Raw genomic sequence first — 25,154 nt, 5'->3', positions numbered from 1 at the left:
GTTATTAAAAAGGAGACGAAAGTCTCCTTTGAATTTATTGACAACTCAAATCTAACAACTCAGTAACTTTGCTGACGTTTGCGTTTATCACTCATCACATTGCGAGTGAGTTTGCCAAATTGTCGGCTCTGAGCTCGTTGCTCTGCTAAGGTCGCGCCATTAAAGGCTTGTTCTCGCAGCAGCTTTTGATAATTGTTGAAACGGCGAACTTCAAGAGAGCCATTTTCAATGGCCGCTTGAACGGCGCAACCTGGCTCGGTTTGGTGTTTACAATCACCAAATCGACAATGCTCGGCAAGCGCTTCAACGTCAGCAAAGGCTTCGCTGACACCAGCTTCGCAATCGACGAGTTGGATTTCTCGCATTCCTGGAGTATCGATCAAAATCCCGCCCGCAGGTAATAGGTGAATCGAGCGCGAGGTCGTCGTATGGCGTCCTTTGCTGTCGTCTTCACGGATATGCCCTGTCGATTGTTCTTGTTGACCAAGTAACGCGTTGACCAGCGTTGACTTACCCACCCCTGATGAACCGATAAAAGCAACGGTTTGCCCTTCATTACACCAGCTCATGAGCTTAGAAGTACTTTCTGCATCTAAGCCGTTGACCGTCTCAATGACTAGCAGAGGGTCTAGCTTCTGTACTTGGCTTTTGAGTTCATCGACGTTGTCGCACAAATCGGCTTTGGAAAGCACGATAACGGGCTCGACGTCAGCTTCGTGAACTAAGGCTAAGTAACGTTCAATACGGCTTAAGTTGAAATCGTGATTGAGTGAGCAGACGATAAACACAGTATCGACATTGGCCGCGATGAGTTGCTCTGCCACTTTGCTGCCCGCCGCTTTGCGGCTAAAGAGGCTCAAGCGATCCAGTAAGCGAACAAATTGCTGATCTTCATTTAAGATTACCCAGTCTCCGACGGTCATATTGGGCAGAGAGTGGTGGACATTAAGGTGAACTTGCCCTGCTTCTGTTGCCAATAAATAACCACTTCGGTGATGCGCGATCACGCGTGCAAAGATCGTATTGTCGTAGTCGTCTAGTGTCAGTTGTTGCTGAAAAAATGGTTTCCAACCCAATCGCTTTAATGGGTTTGAAGTGGAAATTAATGTGTCACAAAAAGTATGTGTTTGATTCATTGTTGAATTATCCCAGACGCAACAAAGCGCCTTAATACAAATCGCATTAGGGTCTAATTCGGATAGAGTTGACCCCGGTGAAGACCGGGCAGAGAAGGGGAGTTGTGGCTATGCCACAGAGTTGGTGCGGTTAGGTTTACCCTTGCGATGCCCAGTTAGTGCTATTCAATACAATCATCATGTGTCCTCTTTGTTAGTTGATACGTTGGTGAGTTCATTCTTTGGTTAATGAAACGAGGAGAGTATAGCTGCCCTTTTTATTTGTGGGTAGCAAAATCACCGCTTAGTTTGCTAGGAGAGTTGCTACGAGCGCCTAGCTTGTCATTCGTTCTTCCATGATCTGCGAATACGTGTTGGCTTTCAAACCGTATATGATTTGGATATGACGTTCATCCAACACAACAACGCCATGAGCGCCATGTTTCTTTAAAGCCTCTTTATCTACGACAGCAGTAGAGCGCAGCGTGAGTCTTAGCCGCGTTGCACACGCTCCTGTTTCCACCACGTTATCGAGGCCACCAATTGCGGCAATAATGGTGTCCACGTCTTGCTCGACATTTGGATTGGTTTGAGTCAAAAAACTGAAAACGCGTTTGAGAGCTTGAAACATAAAGAGTTATCTCGGGAACAGGGTTAGATGTGGAAACAAGGAAATAGAGTTATAGCGAAGAGGGCGGTGTGTTGTATGGGGTATAAAGCACAGATTTACATTTTTAAATAAAATCGCCATTGCGCTGCGAGAGAGCGAATAAAACAAAGGCTCCTAATGAGGAGCCTAATTCGATTTTAGTGGGCTGTATGTTTCATCCCTGCCATCACTTTTTTCACTGGCGCGTTAAAGCTCTGCTTTTGACCGTTATCGTAAGTCACGGTTACTTCGATTTCATCCCCTTCATTGAGCGGCGTTTTCAAATCAAACAGCATGATGTGTAAGCTGCCCGGTTTTAGCTCGGTGGTCTCTTTTGCGCCTAGCGTTATGCGGTCGATTTGGCGCATTTTCATCACATCGCCATCTTTAATGACATCGTGCAATTCAACTTTGCCCGCTGCAGGCGTTTCAGCGGCAACGATATTGATGTCGTCTTGGCTGCGGTTGGCAAAGGTTACGAAGACGGCGCTGGTGATTGCACCCGGAGCCATAGCACGCGCATACGGTTCGTGCGCCATGACATCGAGCTTAGCCTGAGCTAAAGGGCTGAGCAGTAATGCCCCCAAAGCCAAGGTTTTGAACAGTTGATTAGCCTTCATTCGAGCCTTCCTTAGTGGTGAGTTTTGAAATTGCTTCAACAATCGGCGCAGGCGTTAGCGTGTGTGGCACTTTGGTGATCAACGTGCCGTCCGGTTTGAGGAAGTAGAAGTAAGAGCTGTGGTCAAGGGTGTACTTCAGTTCCGAACCTTCTAATTCGGTTTTACGGAAAATAACGCCGTAGCGGTGAGCAAGTGGAGTCGTGATGTCCAACGGCGCAGATAGACCTTCAATCATAGGGTGGAAGTAGTGCGCATATTTTGCGGACGCGTCCGCTTCATCACGTTCTGGGTCGAGAGAGATAAACATCGGGCGCAGCTGCGATTTTTGCTCATCGCTGATTTGATTTAGTGCTCCTGCCAGCATCGCAAGCGATGTTGGGCAGACATCAGGGCAACGAGTAAAACCGAAATAAACGATACGAATACGAGGGTCGTTCACATCAAAGACGTTGACTGGTTGATTGTTTTCGCCAAACAACACGCTTTGTTCTGACGAGGCTGTTTCTGAAACGTCTGCGGGTTTATCTAGGCTATCTAAATAGGTTTTAGTACCGAAACCCAGTACGAATGCGACTACGAGAAAGAGAGACCAATTGCGGCTCATAATGATTCCTTATCTTTGCATTTTGATGGCGGGATAGATGGTGGATTGTCCGTCGGTCAGTTCTCCGACCCACGTCATCGATTCTTGAGTGCAAACGGGCAACACGACTTCGCCAGAGTATTTTCCAGGCGCTATTTTCTTGAGGAGAAACTTCGGCTCGCCCATTTCCATTTCTCTTCCTGAAAGGCTCAGAACCAACTGCTCTGCGTCACTTTTGTTCCACTCAACATCGAGTTTTGCAGGAATAAGGGGTTGAGCATTATCGACATTGAGTGTCATGGTGACACCTTGTTGGACACATGCCGTTGTCGAGAGCAGGCAGTACTCATCAAGTGGTTTGACTGTCGAGGAAGAAGAGAAACTCTTGAGCAGCGTCGGGGCGTAGAATCCCGCAACGAGTGCGACCGCAATGGCGGCAATTTTTAACACTTTCATTAAGGTTCAGCATTTATCACTTAACATTAACCGCATCGTAGCACATATGTGTAACTCGCCAAGGCGTCTCCTCGACAATTTGTGCGTTATACCTAAATGATTTTGAGATGAATGAGTTAACGACTCATTGTGAGTCGGACTTGGGTTGAGAGCGTGTGCCGAACCACCGGATTGTCGGCTTTTTCTACACCCTAAAAACAAAAACGGAGCCAATGGCTCCGTTTTCTATGAATGTGCTGCGCAGTTTATTTGTCAGAGTCTGCGAACTTTTCGAGACCTAAAACCAACGCAATAGCAGCCAGCATCATTACTACTGCAATCACTAGCTGCGATGGTTGAGAGGTAATGTGTTCAAATTCAAATGGAGACAAGTTGTGTTGTAGCAACGGTACTTGTTCGCCTTTCGAGTTCGTACGCCATGTTAGGGTTTCTTTCCAAGGCCAGATTTTAGGTAGTGTACCGATCATCAAACCAGTTAAGAACATCAGCGTGAAGTCGCGGAACTTGCGTAGTAACCACGAGAGCAGATGAGAGAAAGAAAGTAGGCCAATCACGCAGCCCGATAAAAATAGCGCCAACGTATCCACTTGGAAGCCTTTTACGGCCGCAAGTACCGGAGTATACATACCGATCAGTAGCAGGATGAAGCTGCCTGAGATACCAGGGAGGATCATCGCACAAATTGCTATCGCACCTGCAATCAGCGTATTAATAGCAGTAGGTTCAAGATGCAGTGGTTTCAGCACCGTAATGCTATACGCAAAGCCGACGCCCAGTAGAAGAGTCACGAAACGAATCGCATCGCGTTTCTCTACCTGACGGAGGATGTGATACACAGAGACCAAAATGAGGCCGAAGAAGAACGACCAAATAGGGATCGGATGAGTGTCTAGCAGCCATGTGATCAGCTTCGCTAAGGTTGCAATGCTCGACAAGATGCCAGCAAACAGAGCAATAAGGAAAAAACCATTAATATGATTGAATGCGGCTTTAAAACCGTCTTTTCGCCAGATAGAGAAAAGAGACGGGTTAATACGACGAATGCTTTCAAGCAGTGTGTCGTAAATGCCTGTTATGAATGCGATAGTACCGCCCGACACGCCAGGGACAACGTCGGCTGCACCCATGGCTATTCCTTTGAAGAAAGTAATTAGATAGTTCATTTCTTTAGTGCTAAGTCATGTAGTTGGCACAGAGTATACAAAGATTGTTGCGAAAAAAGTATGAAATAGTGTCGTAGTTAATACTTGAGTGGTTGCTTATGAATCAATCCCAGGAAAAGGCGAGAACAGCGAACTTTCAACTCGTTAACATTTTATTTTCATTTACATTTTGACTAACTCAATTGTTAATAAATCACCTAAATTGCATTTTGAAATTGCATAATGCAATTGGGTTTTGTTTTTTGCAAAAATTTATATAGGCAATATCAGTTTATATGAGATCTTGTGCCCAAAAATAAAGCTTTGAAAATTGGCATGATTAATGCATAATACTTCTCGACCCTTCTTAAGCCGAGGGTCACCTAGCCAACTGACGTTGTTAGTGAATATAGATTGTTCACAATAAATATGAGCCAATCGCGATTATTGCGGTTGGCTATTTTTTTGCCTGTCGTATATGAACAACGTTACTTACGTGCTTTGCAAATTGCACTTCCCTCACTGGCGGCTTATAAAAAAAGGGCTGACGCATAACGCCAACCCATTTTTGTTTTCAATTAAAAGCCCATTTCTTTACTAAGGTTATTTGATTTAGTAACCCATCAATTGCAGTAAATTCTCCGCAGTTACAATGGCTTCTTTACGATTCGCGATGTTGAGCTTTTGATACAAGTTGCGAATGTGGGTTTTGATTGTCGTACCTGCCACATCCAATTCTTGTGCGATTTGCTCGTTACTAAAGCCAGAATAAATCAAACCTAGAACCTGCCATTCGCGTTGTGTTAACGGGCTCGTGCGTACAAGCTCCGGCACATTCGGGTGATTTACCAACTTTTCAATAAAGTCTTCATCAAAGTGGATCGAGCGGCTGCGCTGATTCGATGAAATGTCTTTCATTAGTTGTTGAGCGCGGTGACGTTCTAGATCGCCCAGCTCATGACGCAGGCTGAGTTTCTCTAGCAGGCCACCAATCGTAGCGCCATCAATTAGGAAGTTTCCGACCATACCGGTTTGGTTCGTCATTACTAGCGCTTCTTTTAGCAGCGCTTTGGCTTGCTCTTCGTCTTTTTGGCGTGCGGCCAAGACTGCTTCAACAACGAGGTTGCGATTGGTATCGGTAATGAGGTTGGTACGGCGCGCTTCACTTTGCAGGAAGTTTAGCGCTTGGCGTGCTTCTTCATACTGACCCAAATTGATGTGTGCACGCACTATATTGCGCCATTGCAGTTGCAAGAAGTGGTTACATGCCGATTCTGGACGAACCGCTGTATTCAACCATTCTTGCATGGCTTCTGTATTGCCACGCGCTTGCCAGAATAAGATCAGCGATAAAGAGGCGTTGGCGGTCCAATCTACGTGGTACGTAGACTGCTTCATTAAATGTTGAATGTGCTCGATGAATTTACCGGCTTTGTCTAGCTCGCCACGGCCAATCGCAATGCGCGCCAACATTGAGTAGCTATGTAAGTGCTTACTCGGCGAATGGTTCTCGAGAATTTGTAGGCCTCGGTACGCACACTCTTCGGCTTCATCTAGGCGGTTCCAGCACCATAAAACTTGCGCGCGGATACGCAATAAAAACTCGTGCAGAGGAACGTGCTGTAATTGCTGATCTTCAATCAGACGGAAGCCCGAATCTTGCAGCTCAAAGGCCGCTTGCACGTAACCTTGAGCAATCAATATTTCGCTTTGTTGTAAAATCGCCCACAGTGCTTGATGGTAAACCTGATACTGGCGCGCCAATTTTTCGGTTTGTTGCATCATCGGCAACGCGCGGTCGAGTTTACCCAGCACGTGGTTCACTTCGCCTACGACTGAGGTCGCGACAATTCGGCTACGGTAAATGGTGTTGTCTAGTTGGCTGAGAGCCAGCTCCGCAAGTTCAAGCGCTTTCTCGGGTTGGTTGCTGTTAATCGCGACCTGAGCAAGCAGCGCGTTAGCTTGGCCTTGGTAATGGATATCTAGCTCGATATTACGTTTTTTATGCTCTTCTTCAGCTTCTTCAAGCAATTGGCCAACTTGATTGTATCGGTGTTGGCTCTGCGCTAACCATGCACGTAACATCGTCAATTTAGGGTGGCTAAATAGCAGCTCTGCATCCAGCTTATTGATGGCATGCTCGAGTGTGCTTAATTCGCCTTGGTTGAACATCTTCCAACCGAATTCATTCAAAATCTCAACGACTAAGTCTTTATCGTTGGACTTTTGTGCGTGATGAATGGCTTGGTGTGGCGATTTTTGTTGCAACCAAGCGACCGCCGCATTGCGGTGAAGATCTTTTTCTTGTTGAGGAATACGTGCTTGACGCTCGTGAGACAAGAACTCGCCAAACAAGTTGTGGAAGCGGAACCAGTTATGCTCGCCTTCAAGTGGGTAAATGAACAAGCCATAACGGTTAAGCGATTCAATCAGGCCCAGCGCGTCTTCGCGTTGAGTGAGGGCAAATACCAGTTCATCGTTAAAGTGATCCAGCACGGACACTTGCATCAAGAAGTGACGAGTTTCGTGATCGAGCAGGTCGAATACTTCTTCGACTAGGTAATCCCACAAATGCGCGTGATTGAACTGCGATACCGACTCGACGGTTTGCGCCAATGTGCGGTTTTGATGTTGGGCTTGCAGCGCGATCAACTGCATGGCAGATGGCCAACCTTCCACGTAGGTTCTTAGGCTGTTCGCCATGTCTTCATCAATGCCATCGGCAATGCGTTGGTTAAAGAAGCGGGTGGTTTCTTCAGTATCAAACGCCAACATTTCGTTGCCGATTTCGATCATTAAATCGCGCACACGCAAGTTTGCCGTGCCCAGAGGCGGCGCTGCACGGCTGGTGACGACAACCGTTAAGTTGTCTGGCATGTGCTTGAGGAAGAAACGCATGGATTCATGAATTTCATCGTTGGTGATCAAGTGGTAGTCATCGAGTACCACGTAGCACTCTTGATGAAAATCTGCCATTTCGGCAAATACTTCGCTAAACAGGGAGCGTAAAGAGGAAATCTGGCGCTTTTCGGCCAGCTTTTGCGCGTTCGAGCAGCTGAAGTTGGTCGCTTTGTTCAGCGCTTGGAGTAAATAGTTGACGAAACGAAAGCCATCATTGTCACTGTCGTCAATGCTGTACCAACCGACGTTTGGCTTATCGGATAGCCATTGAGCGGCCATCGTTGTTTTTCCGTAACCTGCTGGAGAACGGAACAAAACCAATTTGTAGTAAGGCGCTTGTTGTAGTAAGTCCAACACTCGTGGGCGCACAATGGCATTGTGTAGTCGGCCGGGACGAGTAAGTTTAGATGGAATCCACATTAGTAATTATGTCCTTATTTATGATACCCAAGTGACTTCAACGCACTGTTTTTAACAAGAGACCCTCTCGAAGTCTTCCTCTCGTCCAGCGACACCGTTAAACAACCATCAATGTTTCGGCGATTAAGCGTGATTTTCACTTTGCACTGCCCTGTTTTGGGTTTGGCAATATCCACACAAAATGCCATCTCCCGAGGTCACTTAGGTATAAAAGCTAGCAAAACTAGAAATGACTCACACCGCATAATTCTAGCTTGTATAAAAATTGCTCAATCTTGTAAGCCGAGAGGGATGGTACGACATCAGAAATGCTCGTTACTTTGATCCACTTCCTAATTCTCAAGAGTTGATGGATTTGGCATCAACTACGCCCTTGTTTTGTGATTTTTGTCACTTAAATGTCTTTGGTGTTGGTGCTATTAAGATTGTGTTGCACATCTCTTGCGAAAAATTTCTCGATGTTAACGAAGCTAATGTGATCGGTAAGACACTTTTTGCATGATAGGTGAAAAGGGCAATAAAAAGCGTCATGAACAATCTTTAACCTTTCTCATATTTGGTTGTGATCAAAATCACTAAGAATAGGAGCCAAGGACGTCGTGTTGAGATTTGGATCACTAACTTCCTTATGGTCCCCCCTCTACGCCCTCACCCCTCCTCCTGCAAAGGAGGAGAATTAGGAGGATGTTTATTCACAGAGGTAAATGCACGATGTATGGCAGATGAATTACTAAAAGACGTGAGAATTTCGTAATGAAACCTACTCAACAGAAACAATTTGACAAGAAGTCCTTCCAAGACAGCGTTAAGAAACACCTTTCAGTAACTTACGCTCACACGGTTGAAAACGCAGACAGCCGCGCATGGTACCTAGCAATGGGTCGCGCACTGGCTGAGTTCACTACTTTTGATTTGCTTGCTACAGAAACTGATCCTCGCATCCAACAAGCGAAGAGCGTTAACTACCTTTCACTAGAATTCCTTATTGGCCGTTTAACGGGCAACAACTTAATCAGCATGGGCCTGTACGAACAAGTAACAGAAGCAATGGCTGAGTTAGGTCATAACCTGACTGACCTTCTAGAAGAAGAGCGCGATCCATCACTTGGTAACGGTGGTCTTGGTCGTCTGGCTGCATGTTTTATGGATTCATGTGCTGCTCAAGAGTTCCCAACAGTGGGCTACGGCCTTCACTACGAATACGGCCTGTTTAAGCAGTCGTTCAAAGACGGTCGCCAACAAGAAGCACCAGACGCATGGCGTGGTGTGGAAGGCTACCCTTGGGAAGTGGCTCGTCCTGAGCTGGCGCAAGAAATCGGTTTTTACGGTCACGTTGAAGTTGTTAATGTAGACGGTAAAGAAGTTCGCAAATGGGTTCCTGGCATGTCTGTAAAAGCAATGCCTTGGGATCTGCCTATCGTAGGTTACGAATCAGACACAGTTTACCCGCTACGTCTTTGGGAATGTCAGGCGATTGCACCATTCTCACTAGCAAGCTTTAACAACGGTGATTACTTCGAAGCGCAACACGCACTGATCGACGCAGGTAACATCACTAAAGTGCTTTACCCGAACGACAACCACGAGAAAGGTAAAACACTGCGTCTGATGCAACAGTACTTCCACTCAGCAGCGTCTGTACGCGACATCCTACGTCGCCACGAAGCAGCAGGCTACTCGCTAGCGGATCTACCTAAGCAAGAGACTATCCAGCTTAACGATACGCACCCAACGATTGCGATTCCTGAACTAATGCGCATCCTGATGGACGAAAGAGGTCTAACTTGGGAAGCGGCTTGGGAAATCAGCTCTAAGACATTCGCGTATACCAACCATACGCTACTTCCTGAAGCACTAGAGACATGGCCAGAGTCGCTAATCCAGCACCTACTACCACGTCACATGGAGATCATTTACGAGATCAACCACCGCTTCCTACAAGACGTACGTGCAATGTGGCCGGGTGATGTCGCGAAACAACAGAAGCTTTCTATCATCGAAGAAGGTTTCCACCGTATGGTTCGCATGGCAAACCTATGTGTAATCGGCTCTTACGCAGTAAACGGTGTAGCAGCACTTCACTCTGAATTGGTTAAGAAAGACCTATTCCCAGAGTTCCATGAAATGTACCCAACACGTCTACACAACGTAACAAACGGCATCACGCCACGTCGTTGGTTGAAATTCTGTAACCCAGGCCTGTCTCAGCTTATCACTGAGAAAGTAGGCGCAGAATGGCCAGCGAAACTTGAGCAGTTAGAAGGCATTGCTAAGTACGCGACTGACGCGAAATTCCAAAAAGAATTCATGGCAGTGAAGAAAGAGAACAAAGAGCGCCTAGCAAACTGGGTGAAAGAGCACATGGGTATCGAGCTCGATACTAACGCTATCTTCGATGTTCAAATCAAGCGTCTGCACGAGTACAAACGTCAGCACCTAGATTTGCTACACGTACTGTCTTTGTACCACCGTATTCTTAACGAACCAGGTTTTGAGTGCACGCCACGCGTTGTGTTCTTCGCAGCGAAAGCCGCACCGGGTTACCACCTAGCGAAAGAAATCATCTTCGCAATCAACAAGATCGCAGACAAGGTGAACAACGACCCTCGCATCGGTAACAAGCTGAAAGTGGTATTCATTCCTGACTACCGCGTGAGCATGGCTGAAATCATCATCCCTGCGGCTGACGTTTCTCAACAAATCTCGTTAGCGGGTAAAGAAGCATCAGGTACGGGTAACATGAAGATGGCGCTAAATGGTGCCCTAACTATCGGTACGATGGATGGTGCGAACGTTGAAATTCGTGAAGAAGTGGGCGATGAAAACATCTACATCTTCGGTCTAGACGTTGAAGGTGTGAAAGCGCTAAAAGCTCAAGGTTACAACCCATTTGACTACTACAACGCGGATCACTTACTTAAAGCGTCCATGGACCTACTACTGGGTGAAGAATTCACTCCAGGTCAACCGGGCCTACTACGTGCAACGTACGATAGCCTACTGGATGGCGGTGACCCATACCTATGTCTTGCGGACTTCGCATCGTATGTGAAAGCGCACGAAGAGATGGGCAAACAATATAAAGACCAAGCTGGCTGGGCGAAGAAAGCCATTCTTAATACCGCCCTTGTTGGTAAGTTCACCTCAGACCGCTCAATTCGCGACTACGTGAACAATATCTGGAAACTAGAAGCGGTTCACCGTTAATAGAACAGAGTTAAGACCAAGGTAGCCAAGCGCTACCTTTGGTCATTTGCAAACTTACGTTATTGATAACAATAAAACCCTACATGGAAGGTGTTGGTATTACCTTCGGAGAAAGCGATGAAAGAACAAACAGCATTAAAGAAAGTCGCGGAAATGGCGAGATTGGCTGATAGCTATGTCAGCGCGTGGGGAGACGAGGCAAAAGTTTCTGACGAGACTCTACGCCGCTTGCTCACTTCACTAGGCTACGATACTAGCAGCGATGAAAAACTATTGGCTTCTGCTGAAAAGAAACATAAGAAAGACGTACTAGCCCCTGTTCTTGTTTTACGCGACGGCGAACCAGTCGAAGTGGAACTAAACCTAGGTACGAGTGCTCGTGAGAGTGAATTCAGCTGGCGTTTAGAAACAGAACAAGGAGAGGTACTTGAAGGCTATCTTCAGTCTCAAATTGTTCGTGATGAGCGTGCTGAGGGTGGCCCTCTAGTGTTTGCATTGCCAAAGAACTTGGCATGGGGTTACCACAAACTGATCATCAGTCGCAAGCGTCGTAAAACGCCTTACGAGATGTCATTGATCATCACACCGAAAGCGTGTTTCAAACAAGAAGACCTAAACCAACACAAAAAACTGTGGGGTCCAAGCATTCAGCTTTACACACTGCGTACTCAGCATAACTGGGGCATCGGTGATTTTGGTGACCTAAAACAGTTGGTGAGTGACATTGCCTCTCGTGGTGGTGACTTCATTGGCTTGAACCCAATTCACTCACTTTTCCCAGCAAACCCAGAAGGTGCGAGCCCATACAGCCCGTCTTCTCGTCGCTGGCTGAACATCATGTACATCGACGTAAGCTCTGTACCTGAGTTTGCGCTAAGTGCAGAAGCACAACAGCGAGTGGGCAGCGCAGAGTTCCAACAACGTCTACAAAAAGCGCGTGACTCACATTGGGTGAACTACACCGAAGTTTCTCAACTAAAAATGAGCGTATTGCCGCTGCTATTTAGTGAGTTCAAGGCTCGTCATCTCGATAAAAACACGGACCGCGCTCGCGCATTCTTAGATTTCGTAGAGAAGGGCGGCGAAAGTTTATTGCACCAAGCGGCATTTGATGCGCTTCATGCAGATTTGCACGCTGAAGATTCTGGCGTTTGGGGTTGGCCTGTATTCCCTGAGAAATACCGCACATTCGACGCGGCTGGCACTCAGAAATACATCAAAGACAACCAAGATCGCGTTCACTTGTACATGTACCTACAATGGATCGCAGACGATCAAATCAAAGATGCGCAAGCCCTAGCTGAAGAAAAAGGCATGGCTGTGGGTCTGTACCGCGACCTTGCTGTAGGTGTTGCAGATTCTGGCAGTGAAACATGGGCGGATGAAGGCAACCTAGTGCTGGATGCAAGCATCGGTGCGCCACCAGATATTCTTGGCCCTCTAGGTCAAAACTGGGGTCTGCCACCGCTTAACCCTCAAGTGTTGGAAGCGACAGGCTACGATGCGTACATCAAGTTGCTACGTGCCAACATGAAGCATTGTGGCGCACTGCGTATCGACCACGTACTTGGCCTATTGCGTCTATGGTGGATTCCAAAAGGCGAGAAAGCGACAGAAGGCGCGTACTTGTACTACCCAGTGGAAGACATGCTCGCAATCCTAGCGCTTGAGTCGCACCGCCATCAGTGCTCTGTGATTGGTGAAGACTTAGGTACTGTACCAGATGAAATCGTTGATATCCTACGTGATGCGGGCGTGCATTCGTACAAAGTCTTCTTCTTCGAAACCTCAAAAGAGGACGGCGGCTTTATTTCTCCGAAGCATTACGCAGAGCAGTCTATGGCGGCATTGTGTACGCACGACATGCCAACCCTACGCGGTTTCTGGCACTGTGATGACTTGAAAATGGGTCGTGAGATTGGTCTGTACCCAGATGAAAAACAGTTGGAAGGCTTATTCGCTGACCGCTTGAAGTGCAAACAAGGCATCCTAGACAGCGTTCGTTGGCACGGTTACTTGCCAGAAGGCATTGGCCATGATGCGCAGTTCGTACCAATGGATTCATACCTAAGCGAAGCGCTTCAATTGCACGTTGCGGCGGGTGATTCTGCACTGCTTAGCGTTCAGCTTGAAGACTGGCTAGAAATGGATCAACCGGTCAACATTCCTGGCACAGTTGATGAGTATCCAAACTGGCGTCGTAAGCTATCGATGAACCTAGATGAAATCTTCAGTCGTGAAGACGTGAATCGCATTTCTAAACGCCTTACAGAAGTTCGCGCACAGGCGAGCAAATAAGATGCGTAGAGTGACGTAGATGAATGAGCGGATTACTAATTTTGTTAGCTCAGAGGTACGAAAGTTCCGTCTAGGTCACTCATTCAAACCACACAATCCGTTAGGATGAAGTACCGTTATTATGCCCGCGACAATAGCGGGCATTTTTGTATTTTGACGCCGTTTACGCGACGAACGTGAGAAGCGGAGTCTTTTGTGAGTTCACAACGTTGGCTGTGGAGAAACCAACATTCGGTTCAAACGAATATTGGCTCTAGGGAGAAAGATTTGAAAATCACCAAAACAAAGAAAATAAAGAAAAAACACGAACGCGCGTACGAACTGCTTTCTGAGGCGGCTTACTCAGATCCATTTGCGGCGTTGGGCCCATTCATTGATGACGGCGAAGGTTCGCTGCGAGTGTGGATGCCGGGCGCAAACAAGGTTGAACTGCTTGTTAATGGTGAACCTCGCGTGGCGCTTGAACGCGATGGCGACAGCGGTTTTATCTTAAAAGAGCAACGCGATTTACACCTGACCCACTACCGTTTAGCGGTCGATTGGAATGGTGTTGAACAAATTATTGATGACCCGTACCAGTACCACAATATCTACCAAGAGTACGAGCATCTGCATACGCCAAAAGACATGTATCACTACATGGGCGCACACTTTGTCACGCTAGAACGTGGCGGTGAAAACATTTCCGGTGTTCGTTTCCTTGTCTACGCTCCGCATGCATCGGCTGTTAGCCTTGTCGGTTGCTTCAACCAATGGGATGGTCGTCGTCACCCAATGCAACGTTTAGATTATGGCATTTGGGGTTTGTTCATTCCTGGCTTAGAAGAAGGCGTTCAGTACAAATTTGAGCTCAAAGGGCCAAATGGGGAAGGGCTGCCACACAAACAAGACCCTTGGGGTTTCTACTCTGAGCAATACCCATCGTTCGCATCCATTACTTACGATCACAAGCGTTACCAATGGCAAGATGCGAAATGGCAAAACCGCGCAGTGACACAAAAGCGTGATGAAGCGTTATCGTTTTATGAGTTGCATGCTGGATCATGGAAGCGCGACGAGAAAGGTGATTTCCTCAACTACCGCGAACTCGCGGAGCAGTTGGTGCCATACCTTGTGGATATGGGCTACACCCACGTTGAGCTGATGCCTGTGTCTGAGCATCCATTCTATGGTTCATGGGGCTATCAACCCGTTGGCTTATTTGCGCCAACTAGCCGTTACGGTTCTCCTGATGATTTCAAATTCTTTGTGGATGCGTGTCACCAAGCTGGTATCGGTGTGGTGCTGGATTGGGTTCCGGCGCATTTTCCATCGGATGACCACGGTTTAGCAAACTTTGACGGCACACCGTTGTTCCACGACCCGGACCCACGTCGCGGTTGGCACCAAGATTGGAACTCATACATCTATGATTTAGGCCGTGAACATGTGCGTCGCTTCCTTGTATCGAATGCGCTGTACTGGTTTGAACAATTCCATATTGATGGCATTCGCGTGGACGCAGTCGCATCGATGCTCTATCTCGATTATTCACGTAGTCACGATCAGTGGGTACCGAACGTCGACGGTGGTAATGAAAACTACGACGCAATCGCAACCTTAAAATGGATGAACGAAGAAGTGTACAAGCACTTCCCGAATGCGATGACGATTGCGGAAGAGTCAACGGCGTTTCCGGGGGTGTCTGCGCCAACCTTTATGGGTGGTTTAGGTTTTGGCTTCAAGTGGAATATGGGGTGGATGCACGACAGTCTTTCATACATCAAAGAAGATCCTGTTCACCGCAAATACCACCACAATACCATCACATTCCCGCTGGTTTATGCGCACAGCGAGAACTACGTCTTGTCTCTCTCTCACGACGAAGTGGTGTACGGCAAAGGCTCTATCCATAACAAGATGCCGGGTGATGAATGGCAGCAAACCGCAAACCTACGTGCATACTACGGTTACATGTATGGTCAACCGGGCAAAAAGCTGAACTTCATGGGCGCGGAAATCGGCCAAACGGCGGAGTGGAACCACGATGATCAGTTGCAATGGTTCTTGCTGGAATATGAGCGTCATCAAGGTGTCCAAAAGCTGATGCGAGATTTGAACCACTTGTACCGAAATGAAGCGGCGATGCACGATCAAGATTGTGTCCCTGCGGGTTTTGAGTGGCGTCTACAAGACGAAGCGGATGCGAGTATCCTAGCGCACGAGCGTATCAGTAAAGAAGGTGAGCGTATTCTCATCATCACCAACTTTACGCCCGTACCACACGAGCGTTTCCGTTTAGGCGTTCCAAATGCAGGTCAATACGAACTGCTGCTGAACACGGACGACAGCAAATACGGCGGCAGCGATTTTAAAGTGCTGACCAGTGTGAAAACGGAAAAAGTCGAAAGTGAATCACTGCCTCAATCACTTGAGCTTCGTTTACCACCACTTTCAACCGTGTTCTACAAGCTGAATAAATAATTCAGTCTAATCAAATTCTAAGCCCGTTTTACATTGTAAATCGGGCTTTTTTTGACCTATTTTTTACCTCAAAAACTTGTTGTTCCTGATTGAATCAGGCAATCTCGCTGGTTTGTTTATCATCAATCGCTAATGCATTGGGGAACCACTCATGTTGAAAAGGCTTAAGTCATTTCTATTTAAAATGGTGTTGATATTACTGATTGCCCCAATCGTTTTGGTTGGTGTGGTGAAATATGTCGATCCACCAATATGGGGATGGAAGTTAAGCCGCATTGTTGCGCCACCAAAGAACTATCCAGACAGCAGCCAACACGAATGGGTATCCTTGTCGCGTATCTCAAAAAATATGCAGTTAGCGGTGATTGCGACCGAAGACCAAAAATTCCCTCATCATTATGGTGTCGATTTCGAGTCGCTATTCGACGTTATTTCCGAGGCAGGTGATAATGGTCCGTCGAGAGGCGCGAGCACCATTACCCAACAAGCTGCGAAAAATGTGTTTTTGTTTCCATCTCACTCCTACGTTCGCAAGGCTTATGAGCTTTACTTTGCCTTGCTGATGGAGCTGATGTGGAGTAAAGAGCGCATTCTCGAAGTGTATCTAAATGTGGTTGAATTTGGTCCCGGTATTTACGGCGCTGAAGCGGCAGCGCAGAATTATTTTGGTGTCAGTGCAAAGCAACTCTCGAAGTGGCAAGCAGCGCGTTTAGCCGTGGTGTTGCCAAACCCATATCGAATCAAAGTCTATCCACAAAGTGATTACACTGCTCGCCGCACAAGATGGGCGATGAATCAAATGAGCAATCTTGGCAGCGTGCAACTTTAACTCCCTCAATCCATTGCGCTTAAATAGAACTACGCCCCTATATCAATAAAATGTGAAGCGTCACGACCTTTGGGGCGTAGGCAGTTAGAATGATGTGTTCAGTTTCTTATCTAGGCACAATTAGTGTGAATAAAACTAATAAATGTGCATGGTTACCATGTGCTGCCAATGGACTGAACGATGAAACTGAACCTGATTACCACTACTTTACTGCTTGCGTCGGCAAGTGCCATCGCCGAGCCTAACATCACCATTTCTACCACGACCAACAGCCGTGACTTCCCGCTAAGTGCAGAGCAGCCTTTGGTTGTGCCTCTAACCAAAGACGGATACACGCTTAAAATCACGGGCGTTGAAGGTGACTGCGTTGCACCTGATGGTCAGAAAGTGAAGTTCAACAAACCTATCGCGCTAAATTGTGGCAAGCCGACCGAACTGCCACTCAAAGTTCGCTTTACTGGCGACTATTCCTTCGCGTATGACGACGCGGCTAAGACGTTGCTGTTTAAGCGAGAGCCGAAAAAAGCAGCAAAAACCGAATTTAAACGCCCGATCCCGCAAGTACAATGTGGGGTTTACCAAGGCGGAGAAGTGACGATCGCTCTGGGGGATAGCTTTCCTGAAAGCACCAAGTTACGCGATGCTTATTCAGGTCAAATGGTTGAAGTGAAAGAGCAGAAAGTATCACTGACGCCAAGTAAAGACTCTGGCGGCCTAGTGCTGCTAGAGCCTGTGCAGAAAACCAAAGAAGCGGTGCCATTTGATTACCGAAACGCGAACATTTACTTCGTGATGGTTGACCGTTTCAACAACGCAGACGCAAGTAACGACAACAGTTATGGTCGCAAAAAAGACGGCAAAGATGAAGTTGGCACGTTCCACGGCGGTGACCTTAAAGGTGTAATTGAGAAACTGGATTACATCAAGAGCCTAGGTACAGACGCGATTTGGTTGTCGCCAATCGTTGAACAAGTGCACGGCTTTGTCGGTGGTGGTGATAGTGGCTCATTCCCGTTTTATGCTTACCATGGCTACTGGACGCGCGATTTCACCAAGATTGATGAGAACTTCGGTAACGAAGAAGATTTAAAAACGCTGGTGGAAGAGGCGCACAAGCGTGGCCTCAAAGTCTTGATGGATGCGGTTATCAACCATTCTGGTTACTCAACATTGGCAGATCTACAGTTCGACGGTATCGATGTGTTAAAGCCTAATGCCGAACTGCCCAAGAAATGGGGCGACTGGCAACCAAAAGCAGGCGAAAGTTGGCATAGCTACCACCAGAATATTGATTATCAGAGTCCGAACTGGGCGAAGTGGTGGGGCGGCGATTGGGTAAGAACCGGCTTGCCGGGTTACCCAGCTCCGGGCAGTAGCGACATTACGATGTCTCTTGCTGGCTTGCCAGATTTCATCACTGAATCAGACAAAGCAGTGAAGCCCGCGCAGTGGCTATTGGATAACCCTGGTACTCGCGTTGAGGCGCGTGACAATTACACCGTCTCGGACTACCTAATTGAGTGGCAAACTGATTGGGTGAAACGCTTTGGCATTGATGGTTACCGTGTCGATACGGTGAAGCACGTCGAAGGTGAAGTTTGGAAGCGTCTAAAAGAGGAAGCATCGAACAGCCTAGAACAATGGCGTAAAGAAAATGGCAAATCAGGTCAGCCGTTCTGGATGATGGGCGAAGTATGGGGACACACCGCGTATCGCAGCCCTTATTTCGATGATGGTTTTGACGCGTTGATCAACTTCGATATGCAGAAGAAGCTAGACAAAGGCGCGGCGTGCTTTAGCCAAATGGCAGACACTTACCAAAGCTATGCGGACACTATCGCGAACGAGAAAGACTTCAACCCAGTCAGTTACATGTCTTCTCACGATACGGAGTTGTTCTTCTCACGTTTTAAAGATTACGGCATGCAACGTAATGCCGCGAACGCATTGCTCCTTAGCCCAGGAGCGGTTCAGGTTTATTATGGCGATGAAGTAGGCCGTAACATTGGCCCTTATGCGGATGATTTCCACCAAGGCACACGTTCAGACATGGTTTGGAAGCTATCTGATGACAAACAAGCTTTGCTGAAACACTGGCAAACCCTTGGTCAGTTCCGTCAAGCACACCCTGCCATTGGCGCAGGTCAGCATCGAGTGATTGAACAGGAAGGCGCGTACGTTTTCTCCCGTTCGCTTGGCAATGACAAAGTCGTCGTGGCGTTTGTAGGACGTGATAAGTAACTAAACGCTCTTTATGTCGGTAAATATAAAGCCCTTCCTTGAGTTATCAGGGAAGGGCTCTATTGTTTTAGTTCGCCAGTTCTTGGTCGATGACTTTTTCTAGCTCGTCAAACGGCACATAACCAGGAATGATCTGATCATTAATGATCAACGCGGGCGTGCCGCGTAAACCAAGTTGCGTGAAATACTGATAGTTTTTATCAAGCAGCGCTTTGGTCTCTTTGTCGTCGACAAGTTGCGCTTCTGTCCCCGTTTTCTGCGCGATTTGTTTTAACGAACGTGCATCATGTGCGCCCGGTTTTTTCACCAATAACTCATGCACTTGTTCGTACTTATCTCGCTGGTTTTGCCAAACATTTAATGCGTAACTTGCCGAGTTGTAGCCGTTTTTCTCGTATTGTTCTTTAAAAGAGACATTGAGGTTAAGCACTTTTATCTGCGGATATTCCTTACCAACTTTGACCAGTTCTCCTTCTAAACGTTTACAAAAAGGGCAACTGTAGTCCGTTACGTTAATAATGGTTAACTCTGGGGTTTCAGCACCAAAAGAGGAATGTTTGCCATCATTTAGATAGTGACGAACCTCCTTCAAGGTGTCGCCAAATGACTGTTGATACGCAATGTACTCTTGCAGGTTTTGGTGCAATGAATCAAGAATTTGAGGGTTCTCTTTTAGTATCTGAGTAATTTCCTCTAGCTTTTGTTCTGAGGTCTTTTCTGATGCGAAAGATACGGCAGGTACGATAGCCATCGTTAACGCCAAAAGTGTACGAGTGAATGTCATAATATTTCCTAAAACTTTTAGATTTCGTTGTTTGTTGTGTGAAGTGAATAAAATACGTACAAAAATCAGGCGAGCGGGTTTCTCGCCTTGCTGGGTTTATTCTCTAAACACGCAAAGTTTTAGGTGAACCCGATACTTTTCCCGTATCGGTTCTGTGTATTCCAGATAACGAATTGCTGTGGATGCCATCGGCAGCGCCACAATCAAAGCAAACAGAAAAAATGGAATAAGAATATGATCAAACTGGTGTTGGTACGCTTGAACCAGCTTCTCTGAAAGGTCGCAAGATGGTGATAAATTCACGCTTTCATTTTGCTGACTCTGTATTTGGTGAGCCTTAGGGCAGCTTTTCGAGAAGCCGGAGTTTTGGCTCAAACATACCATCACCACCCAAAACACGAGGGCGAGTGTCCAGTTGGCTATTTTAGGTTGTGAGCGTAACAATGGGCTGCCTAGTCCTGTTGATTCTGGTTTATGCCGTTTGCATATGACCGGACAATCCTAACCTAAATTTCATTATGGAATGTTACTTTCGAGTTAATCGATATCGCCTCAATGCCAAAGTATGAAGTACGTCATGAATGTTGTAGAAAGCAATATTCGTTAGAATCATTGGTCGGATTGATGAAGAAGTCCTGAGGTATCGATATAGATTAATATACCTAATTGTTAGCAAAAATTTTTATTATCTTTCAAATGTGATTAAAATCATAAAACAAAACTTCATAACTGAGTCACCAGAATGTTCGGCAGGCGGATTGATTTTGATCATCTCTCTAGCACATTATTCGGGTGAACATATGTGTCCTGTCCCACATGTGTAGGTAATGTTATGAAAAATCCTGTTCAAACCGAGCGCAAGGTTACGCTGGGGTGCTACGTTGCACTGGCGTTTGCGGTCGTCTTCTTTTCTGGTCTAATGCAATCGAACGAATGGTATGGCGTATTTGATTTCACCACGTTGAATGGCTCTTTTGGCAAGGTGGCTTATGGTGTCACCGAAACGGCTGACGGTGTGCAAGTTGCAACAACGTCGCTTCGTGGTACTGGTGGTAGCGGTGCACGTGACGGTTTCATTTTTGCACTTACTTTGATTCCTACCGTTATGTTCGCACTGGGTATGATCAATGTACTTGAGCACTATGGTGCACTAGAAGCGGCACGCAAACTGTTAACGCCGCTTCTTCGTCCAATTATGGGTATTCCGGGTAACTCTGGTTTGGCTCTTATCGCTTCGCTGCAAAGTACCGACGCGGGCGCGGCGATGACTCGTCAGCTTAAAGATGAAGGCCATCTCACCAAACGCGAAACCGATGTGTTCACTATGTTCCAGTTCACTGCTGGTGCCACCATTGTTAACTTTTTCTCCTCAGGGGCGGTGCTGTTTACGCTGACGATGGCGGATGGCTCGCTTGCCGTAACATCTTCTATTGGTTTGGCGGTTGTGGTGATGTTTTTGTTTAAAATTGTGGGTGCGAACTTATTCCGTATCTATCTAAACATCACAGAAGGTAAAGAAGACAAGCAAGAGAAAAGCAAATCTGAGAACTTAAAAGAGGAGACGGCGTAATGAGTGACGTAAAAGTAAGTAAGCCGATGGTGACGGATATTTTCGTTGAAGGCGCTAAAAAAGGCTGGGTTATTGCGACAACATCAACCGTGCCTAACGTTCTTATGGCGTTTGTCATCATTAAGGCGTTGCAGATCACTGGCGCGTTGGATTTGATGGGCTCGGTGTTTTCTCCAGTAATGGCGGTTTTTGGTTTGCCAGGTGAAGCGGCTGCGGTGCTGATTGGTGCTTGGATGTCGATGGGCGGCGCAGTTGGCGTGGTTATCACATTGTTTGACCAAGGCATCTTGAACGGTACACACATCGCGATTCTTGCACCTGCAATTTACCTAATGGGCTCTCAGGTTCAGTACATGGGTCGAATTATGGGACCTATCGGTACTGAAGGTCGTTACATCCCAATCATGATTGCGATTTCCGTATTGAACGCATTTGGCGCAATGCTAGTCATGAACTTGTTTGTTTAGGGGGCAATCATGCAGTTTTCTCTCAATGAATATCTCGAAGAACTTCGTCCTCTCATCAATGTCGATTGTGGCACGTACACCACTGATGGCATTGAGTTTATCGCTTCTCAATTTGAAGAGAAGTACCAAGCGATGTCTGGTTGGAGCGTAAAACGCATCGACTGTGGCAGAGCGGGCATCGGTCTTGAAGTTCGAAACAAGCCTGAGGCTGAGCAAGTTGACGTGATGCTGATTGGTCACATGGATACCGTGTTCCCTGTCGGCACCGCTGGATTACGTCCTATGTCTCAAGACGCTGACAAAGCGTACGGTCCGGGTGTCTCGGATATGAAATCTGGCTTGCTGAATATTGTGTACGCGATGCGTAACCTCGACCAAGCGGTGCTGGATAAACTGTCGATTTGTATCTGCATGAACCCAGACGAAGAAACCGGATCGTTAGATTCGGTCGACTGGATTCAATCTGTTGCAAAAAACGCGAAAAACGTATTGGTGGCAGAAGCAGCACGCGCAGACGGCGGTTTAGTCAAAGCGCGCAAAGGCATGGCGCGTTACAAAATCACGTTTAACGGCGTGGCGGCCCACGCTGGCAACGAGCCAGAAAATGGCCGCAGTGCAATTACCGAGATGGCGAACTGGATTCTCGCAATCAATGTTATGACGAACTTCGAATCTGGCACCACATTAAACGTGGGTATTGTGTCTGGCGGTAACGGCGCAAACATCGTCCCTGAGCACGCTGAAGCGATCTTGGATGTGCGTTTCTGGAGTAATGAAGAATACGATGATGTCGATAGCAAGCTAAACGGCATGCTGGAAACACCATTCGTTGATGGCGTTAGCATCGAGTTGGTACGTGAAGCTTATAAACCTTCTATGGTGCCAAGCGCACAAACTGAAAGCTTGATGGCATTAGTTGAAGAAGCAGCAAGTGAACTGGCTATCGACATCAACTGGAAAGAAGTGGGTGGCGGCTCTGATGCAAACAATACGGCAATTCTTGGCGTTCCAACTTTGGATGGTCTAGGACCTATCGGTGCAGGTTTCCACAGTGACCAAGAGTACTTGTTGCTTGAGTCTATCGAGCCACGAATCAAAATGCTGATGCGTGTACTGGAGAAGATTGCTCAATAAGGCATTCTCCTTCTAAAGCTTGGTTCCCAACATCACGATCCCCAGACTTCGGTTTGGGGATTTTTCTATCTGTGTTTTTGTTTCACTTTACTATCATTTCTTGTTATTAATCTTGCGTTCAGGTTCGATTTATTAATATGTTGGCCACAGTCATAAATTTCGGAGGCAACGATGACCACAACAATGTCTGTAAAATCGGCGCCGAAAGACGCCAAAGATCAAACGATGCAAGCGCCAGATGAGAAAACCTTCTGGCGAAAAATGAAAGGGTCGGTTAAGAAAGCGGGTGAAGAAATTGCCGTAATGGGCATAAAATCATGGCTCGCGATGACAGATTCCAACACCGCCGTTCGCCATAAGGCGATTTTAGGTGGCGCGTTGGCTTACTTCGTATTACCAACCGATATAGTGCCAGATGTACTAGCTGGCGTCGGCTTTACCGATGACATGGCAGCGCTTACCTTAGCCGCTAACTCTGTCGGCAATGCCATCACTAAAGAACACGAAGCACAAGCCAGAGAAAAACTGAATTCGATGGCGGATTAGAAAGAGCATTTCTAGACGCGGAGAAAACAAAAGCCCCGATGTTTCCATCGGGGCTTTCTTTTAGACAGGACTATGTAATTTCAGAATGGTAATCGCAGAACGATTTAGGCGTCAGCGCGTTTAAGATGCACTTCTTCTTCGGCAACGCCTGCCATTGGGTCGTTGAAGCGAGCTTCATCCAATGCACCTTCTGATTTCGCAACAATGACGGTTACTGCACTGTCACCAGTGATGTTTACCGCGGTACGAATCATATCAAGAAGACGGTCAACACCCATGATGAGCGCGATACCTTCAAGTGGCAGACCAACTTGGTTCAATACCATAGCAAGCATGACAAGACCCACCCCAGGAACACCCGCAGTACCAATAGACGCAAGTGTTGCGGTCATGATAACCATCATGTAATCGCCCATGCTCAAATCAATATTGAATGCTTGAGCAATAAACGCGGTTGCGACACCTTGCATGATGGCTGTGCCGTCCATATTCACGGTTGCACCTAGAGGAACAGTGAATGATGAAATACGGTTATCTACGCCCATGCGGTGTTTTGCTGTTTCCATTGTCACTGGAATGGTCGCGTTTGATGATGCCGTTGAGAAGGCAAACATGATTGCGTCTTCCATCTTACGTAGGAACGTAATTGGGCTAAGGCCAGTAAAGCCTTTTAGCATTAGACTGTAAGTCACTAGGCCGTGAAGCAATAGTGTGCCCGCTAACACAACAAAGTACTCGGCTAGGTTGACGATGGCACTTAAGCCAAGACCAGTAAACAACTTCGCCATCAAGAAGAACACGCCATATGGAGCTAGGTTCATCAAAATTGCTACAAGCTTCATGATCACTTCGTTTAGATCAGAGAAGAATGCTGCAATTCGCTCACCAGGCTTACCTGCTGCGCTGATCGCGACACCAAACAGAACCGCAAACACGATCACTTGCAGGGTTTTACCTTCTGCCATCGCGCTGATTGGGTTGGTTGGGAACATATCGATGATCACTTGACCCAAAGAAGGCGCCTCTGCCGACTTAAATGAGCTTGCTGCTGTCAGATCAGCGCCAGCTCCCGGTTGGAATAGCGTGCCCATTGTAAGCGCAAGTGTGATAGCGATAGCGGTCGTTGCTATATAGAAAGCAAGGGTTTTACCACCCATGCGACCCAATGTAGAAAGGTCTTTTAGAGAGCTCGTGCCGCAAACCAGTGAAACAAACACTAGTGGTACGACAAGCATTTTTAAGCTGGCGACGAAGATCTGCCCACCAACTTCAAATAATCCATTAACGATGTATGCGTCGACAAATCCGTTGTCGGCAAAAAGTGTGCGAATTGCAAATCCTGTCAAGATACCCGCTACCATACCTAAAATTACTCGGCTGGTGAGCGACATCGGTTTCTTGGTATTCATGAGAACACTCCTTATAGTTATGCACCTTGAGTTCACTTCAAAGCGGCGAGCAGAGTAGCAGTGGAGTGGGAAAATACGAAAGAATAATCCTCTGATTGATTAATAGATGTGAACTTTGTCACTATAAAAAATAGAACTTTAACTAAATTGTAACGAAATGGCTAGTTGAAAACTTCAAGTTTTAACACTTTTATCGAACATACAACCGATAGAAATGAATTCTTACATTTTGGTTAAATAAGGAATGATGTGCATATCTTCGAGGCGGAAACTGATTTTTGCATAAATAGTTACGGTTTATGCAGTGTGAAATAGGTGAT

The 25,154-nt window shown here is 46.8% G+C and carries 19 protein-coding genes; 9 read left to right on the top strand and 10 right to left on the bottom strand.

From position 1 onward, the window contains the following. Positions 1-59 precede the first annotated feature (59 nt). The 7 genes from rsgA to malT all read right to left on the bottom strand — a co-directional run bounded on the left by rsgA (position 60) and on the right by malT (position 7,886). On the bottom strand, positions 60-1,136 hold the full coding sequence (gene rsgA / locus ACF8OV_RS03545) for a ribosome small subunit-dependent GTPase A (protein WP_021822074.1): 1,077 nt from the start codon (positions 1,134-1,136) through the stop codon (positions 60-62). Positions 1,137-1,449: 313 nt separating this feature from the next. Next, positions 1,450-1,746, bottom strand: coding sequence for a glucose PTS transporter subunit EIIB (locus ACF8OV_RS03540; protein WP_005480175.1), 297 nt, complete (start codon positions 1,744-1,746; stop codon positions 1,450-1,452). A gap of 176 nt (positions 1,747-1,922) precedes the next feature. Next, positions 1,923-2,384, bottom strand: coding sequence for a copper chaperone PCu(A)C (locus tag ACF8OV_RS03535; RefSeq protein ID WP_140279638.1), 462 nt, complete (start codon positions 2,382-2,384; stop codon positions 1,923-1,925). Next, positions 2,374-2,988 carry an SCO family protein gene (locus ACF8OV_RS03530; protein WP_025590222.1) on the bottom strand — a complete coding sequence of 205 codons (615 nt, stop codon included), beginning with the start codon at positions 2,986-2,988 and terminating at the stop codon, positions 2,374-2,376. Before ACF8OV_RS03530 ends, ACF8OV_RS03535 begins: the two co-directional genes overlap by 11 nt. 9 nt (positions 2,989-2,997) lie before the next feature. Continuing rightward, entirely contained in the window at positions 2,998-3,423 is a 426-nt protein-coding gene (locus ACF8OV_RS03525; protein ID WP_020838259.1) for a hypothetical protein, read from the bottom strand. A 245-nt stretch (positions 3,424-3,668) separates the two neighbouring features. Beyond that, the gene (locus ACF8OV_RS03520; RefSeq protein WP_005458367.1) at positions 3,669-4,586 is read right to left on the bottom strand and encodes a DUF368 domain-containing protein; all 918 of its coding nucleotides are present in this window, start codon (positions 4,584-4,586) and stop codon (positions 3,669-3,671) included. Positions 4,587-5,177: 591 nt separating this feature from the next. Further along, entirely contained in the window at positions 5,178-7,886 is a 2,709-nt protein-coding gene (malT, locus tag ACF8OV_RS03515) for an HTH-type transcriptional regulator MalT (RefSeq protein ID WP_005480178.1), read from the bottom strand. Between the two features lie 753 nt (positions 7,887-8,639). On the opposite strand from malT, the gene ACF8OV_RS03510 reads away from it, so the two are divergent. The 5 genes from ACF8OV_RS03510 to ACF8OV_RS03490 all read left to right on the top strand — a co-directional run bounded on the left by ACF8OV_RS03510 (position 8,640) and on the right by ACF8OV_RS03490 (position 18,924). After that, entirely contained in the window at positions 8,640-11,093 is a 2,454-nt protein-coding gene (locus ACF8OV_RS03510) for a glycogen/starch/alpha-glucan phosphorylase (RefSeq protein ID WP_020841521.1), read from the top strand. 117 nt (positions 11,094-11,210) lie between these two features. After that, the gene (gene malQ / locus ACF8OV_RS03505; protein WP_317676232.1) at positions 11,211-13,391 is read left to right on the top strand and encodes a 4-alpha-glucanotransferase; all 2,181 of its coding nucleotides are present in this window, start codon (positions 11,211-11,213) and stop codon (positions 13,389-13,391) included. A gap of 267 nt (positions 13,392-13,658) precedes the next feature. Next, on the top strand, positions 13,659-15,854 hold the full coding sequence (gene glgB, locus ACF8OV_RS03500) for a 1,4-alpha-glucan branching protein GlgB (RefSeq protein ID WP_373273433.1): 2,196 nt from the start codon (positions 13,659-13,661) through the stop codon (positions 15,852-15,854). A 151-nt stretch (positions 15,855-16,005) separates the two neighbouring features. After that, positions 16,006-16,683: a monofunctional biosynthetic peptidoglycan transglycosylase gene (gene mtgA / locus ACF8OV_RS03495; RefSeq protein WP_005484665.1), complete on the top strand. Its 678-nt coding sequence runs from the start codon at positions 16,006-16,008 to the stop codon at positions 16,681-16,683. A 180-nt stretch (positions 16,684-16,863) separates the two neighbouring features. Then, positions 16,864-18,924 (top strand): alpha-amylase, encoded by a 2,061-nt coding sequence (locus ACF8OV_RS03490; RefSeq protein ID WP_203503540.1) that lies wholly within the window; start codon positions 16,864-16,866, stop codon positions 18,922-18,924. A 67-nt stretch (positions 18,925-18,991) separates the two neighbouring features. On the opposite strand, the gene ACF8OV_RS03485 is transcribed toward ACF8OV_RS03490, so the two are convergent. Both ACF8OV_RS03485 and ACF8OV_RS03480 read right to left on the bottom strand, forming a co-directional pair. Further along, entirely contained in the window at positions 18,992-19,708 is a 717-nt protein-coding gene (locus tag ACF8OV_RS03485; RefSeq protein WP_025507991.1) for a DsbA family protein, read from the bottom strand. 96 nt (positions 19,709-19,804) lie between these two features. Next, positions 19,805-20,092 (bottom strand): hypothetical protein, encoded by a 288-nt coding sequence (locus tag ACF8OV_RS03480; protein ID WP_005484669.1) that lies wholly within the window; start codon positions 20,090-20,092, stop codon positions 19,805-19,807. Positions 20,093-20,540: 448 nt separating this feature from the next. On the opposite strand from ACF8OV_RS03480, the gene ACF8OV_RS03475 reads away from it, so the two are divergent. The 4 genes from ACF8OV_RS03475 (at position 20,541) to ACF8OV_RS03460 (ending at position 23,425) form a co-directional block, all read left to right on the top strand. Continuing rightward, a complete protein-coding gene (locus ACF8OV_RS03475; protein WP_005458324.1) occupies positions 20,541-21,278 on the top strand; it encodes a nucleoside recognition domain-containing protein in 738 nt (245 codons plus the stop codon). Further along, complete coding sequence (locus ACF8OV_RS03470; RefSeq protein WP_005458317.1) at positions 21,278-21,745, top strand: YjiG family protein; 468 nt, start codon at positions 21,278-21,280, stop codon at positions 21,743-21,745. Before ACF8OV_RS03475 ends, ACF8OV_RS03470 begins: the two co-directional genes overlap by 1 nt. A gap of 9 nt (positions 21,746-21,754) precedes the next feature. Further along, entirely contained in the window at positions 21,755-22,879 is a 1,125-nt protein-coding gene (locus ACF8OV_RS03465) for a M20 family metallopeptidase (RefSeq protein WP_203503537.1), read from the top strand. A 171-nt stretch (positions 22,880-23,050) separates the two neighbouring features. Further along, the gene (locus tag ACF8OV_RS03460; RefSeq protein ID WP_140068124.1) at positions 23,051-23,425 is read left to right on the top strand and encodes a YkvA family protein; all 375 of its coding nucleotides are present in this window, start codon (positions 23,051-23,053) and stop codon (positions 23,423-23,425) included. Positions 23,426-23,529: 104 nt separating this feature from the next. Here ACF8OV_RS03460 and ACF8OV_RS03455 read toward each other — a convergent pair whose 3' ends face one another. Next, on the bottom strand, positions 23,530-24,834 hold the full coding sequence (locus ACF8OV_RS03455) for a dicarboxylate/amino acid:cation symporter (protein WP_005458380.1): 1,305 nt from the start codon (positions 24,832-24,834) through the stop codon (positions 23,530-23,532). Positions 24,835-25,154 lie beyond the last annotated feature (320 nt).

It is taken from the genome of Vibrio sp. GLN_1 (assembly GCF_043106015.1).
GTDB lineage: Bacteria > Pseudomonadota > Gammaproteobacteria > Enterobacterales > Vibrionaceae > Vibrio > Vibrio parahaemolyticus.
The sequence above is the reverse complement of the archived record's forward strand: the minus strand, read 5'-3'. Positions and strand labels throughout refer to the sequence as shown.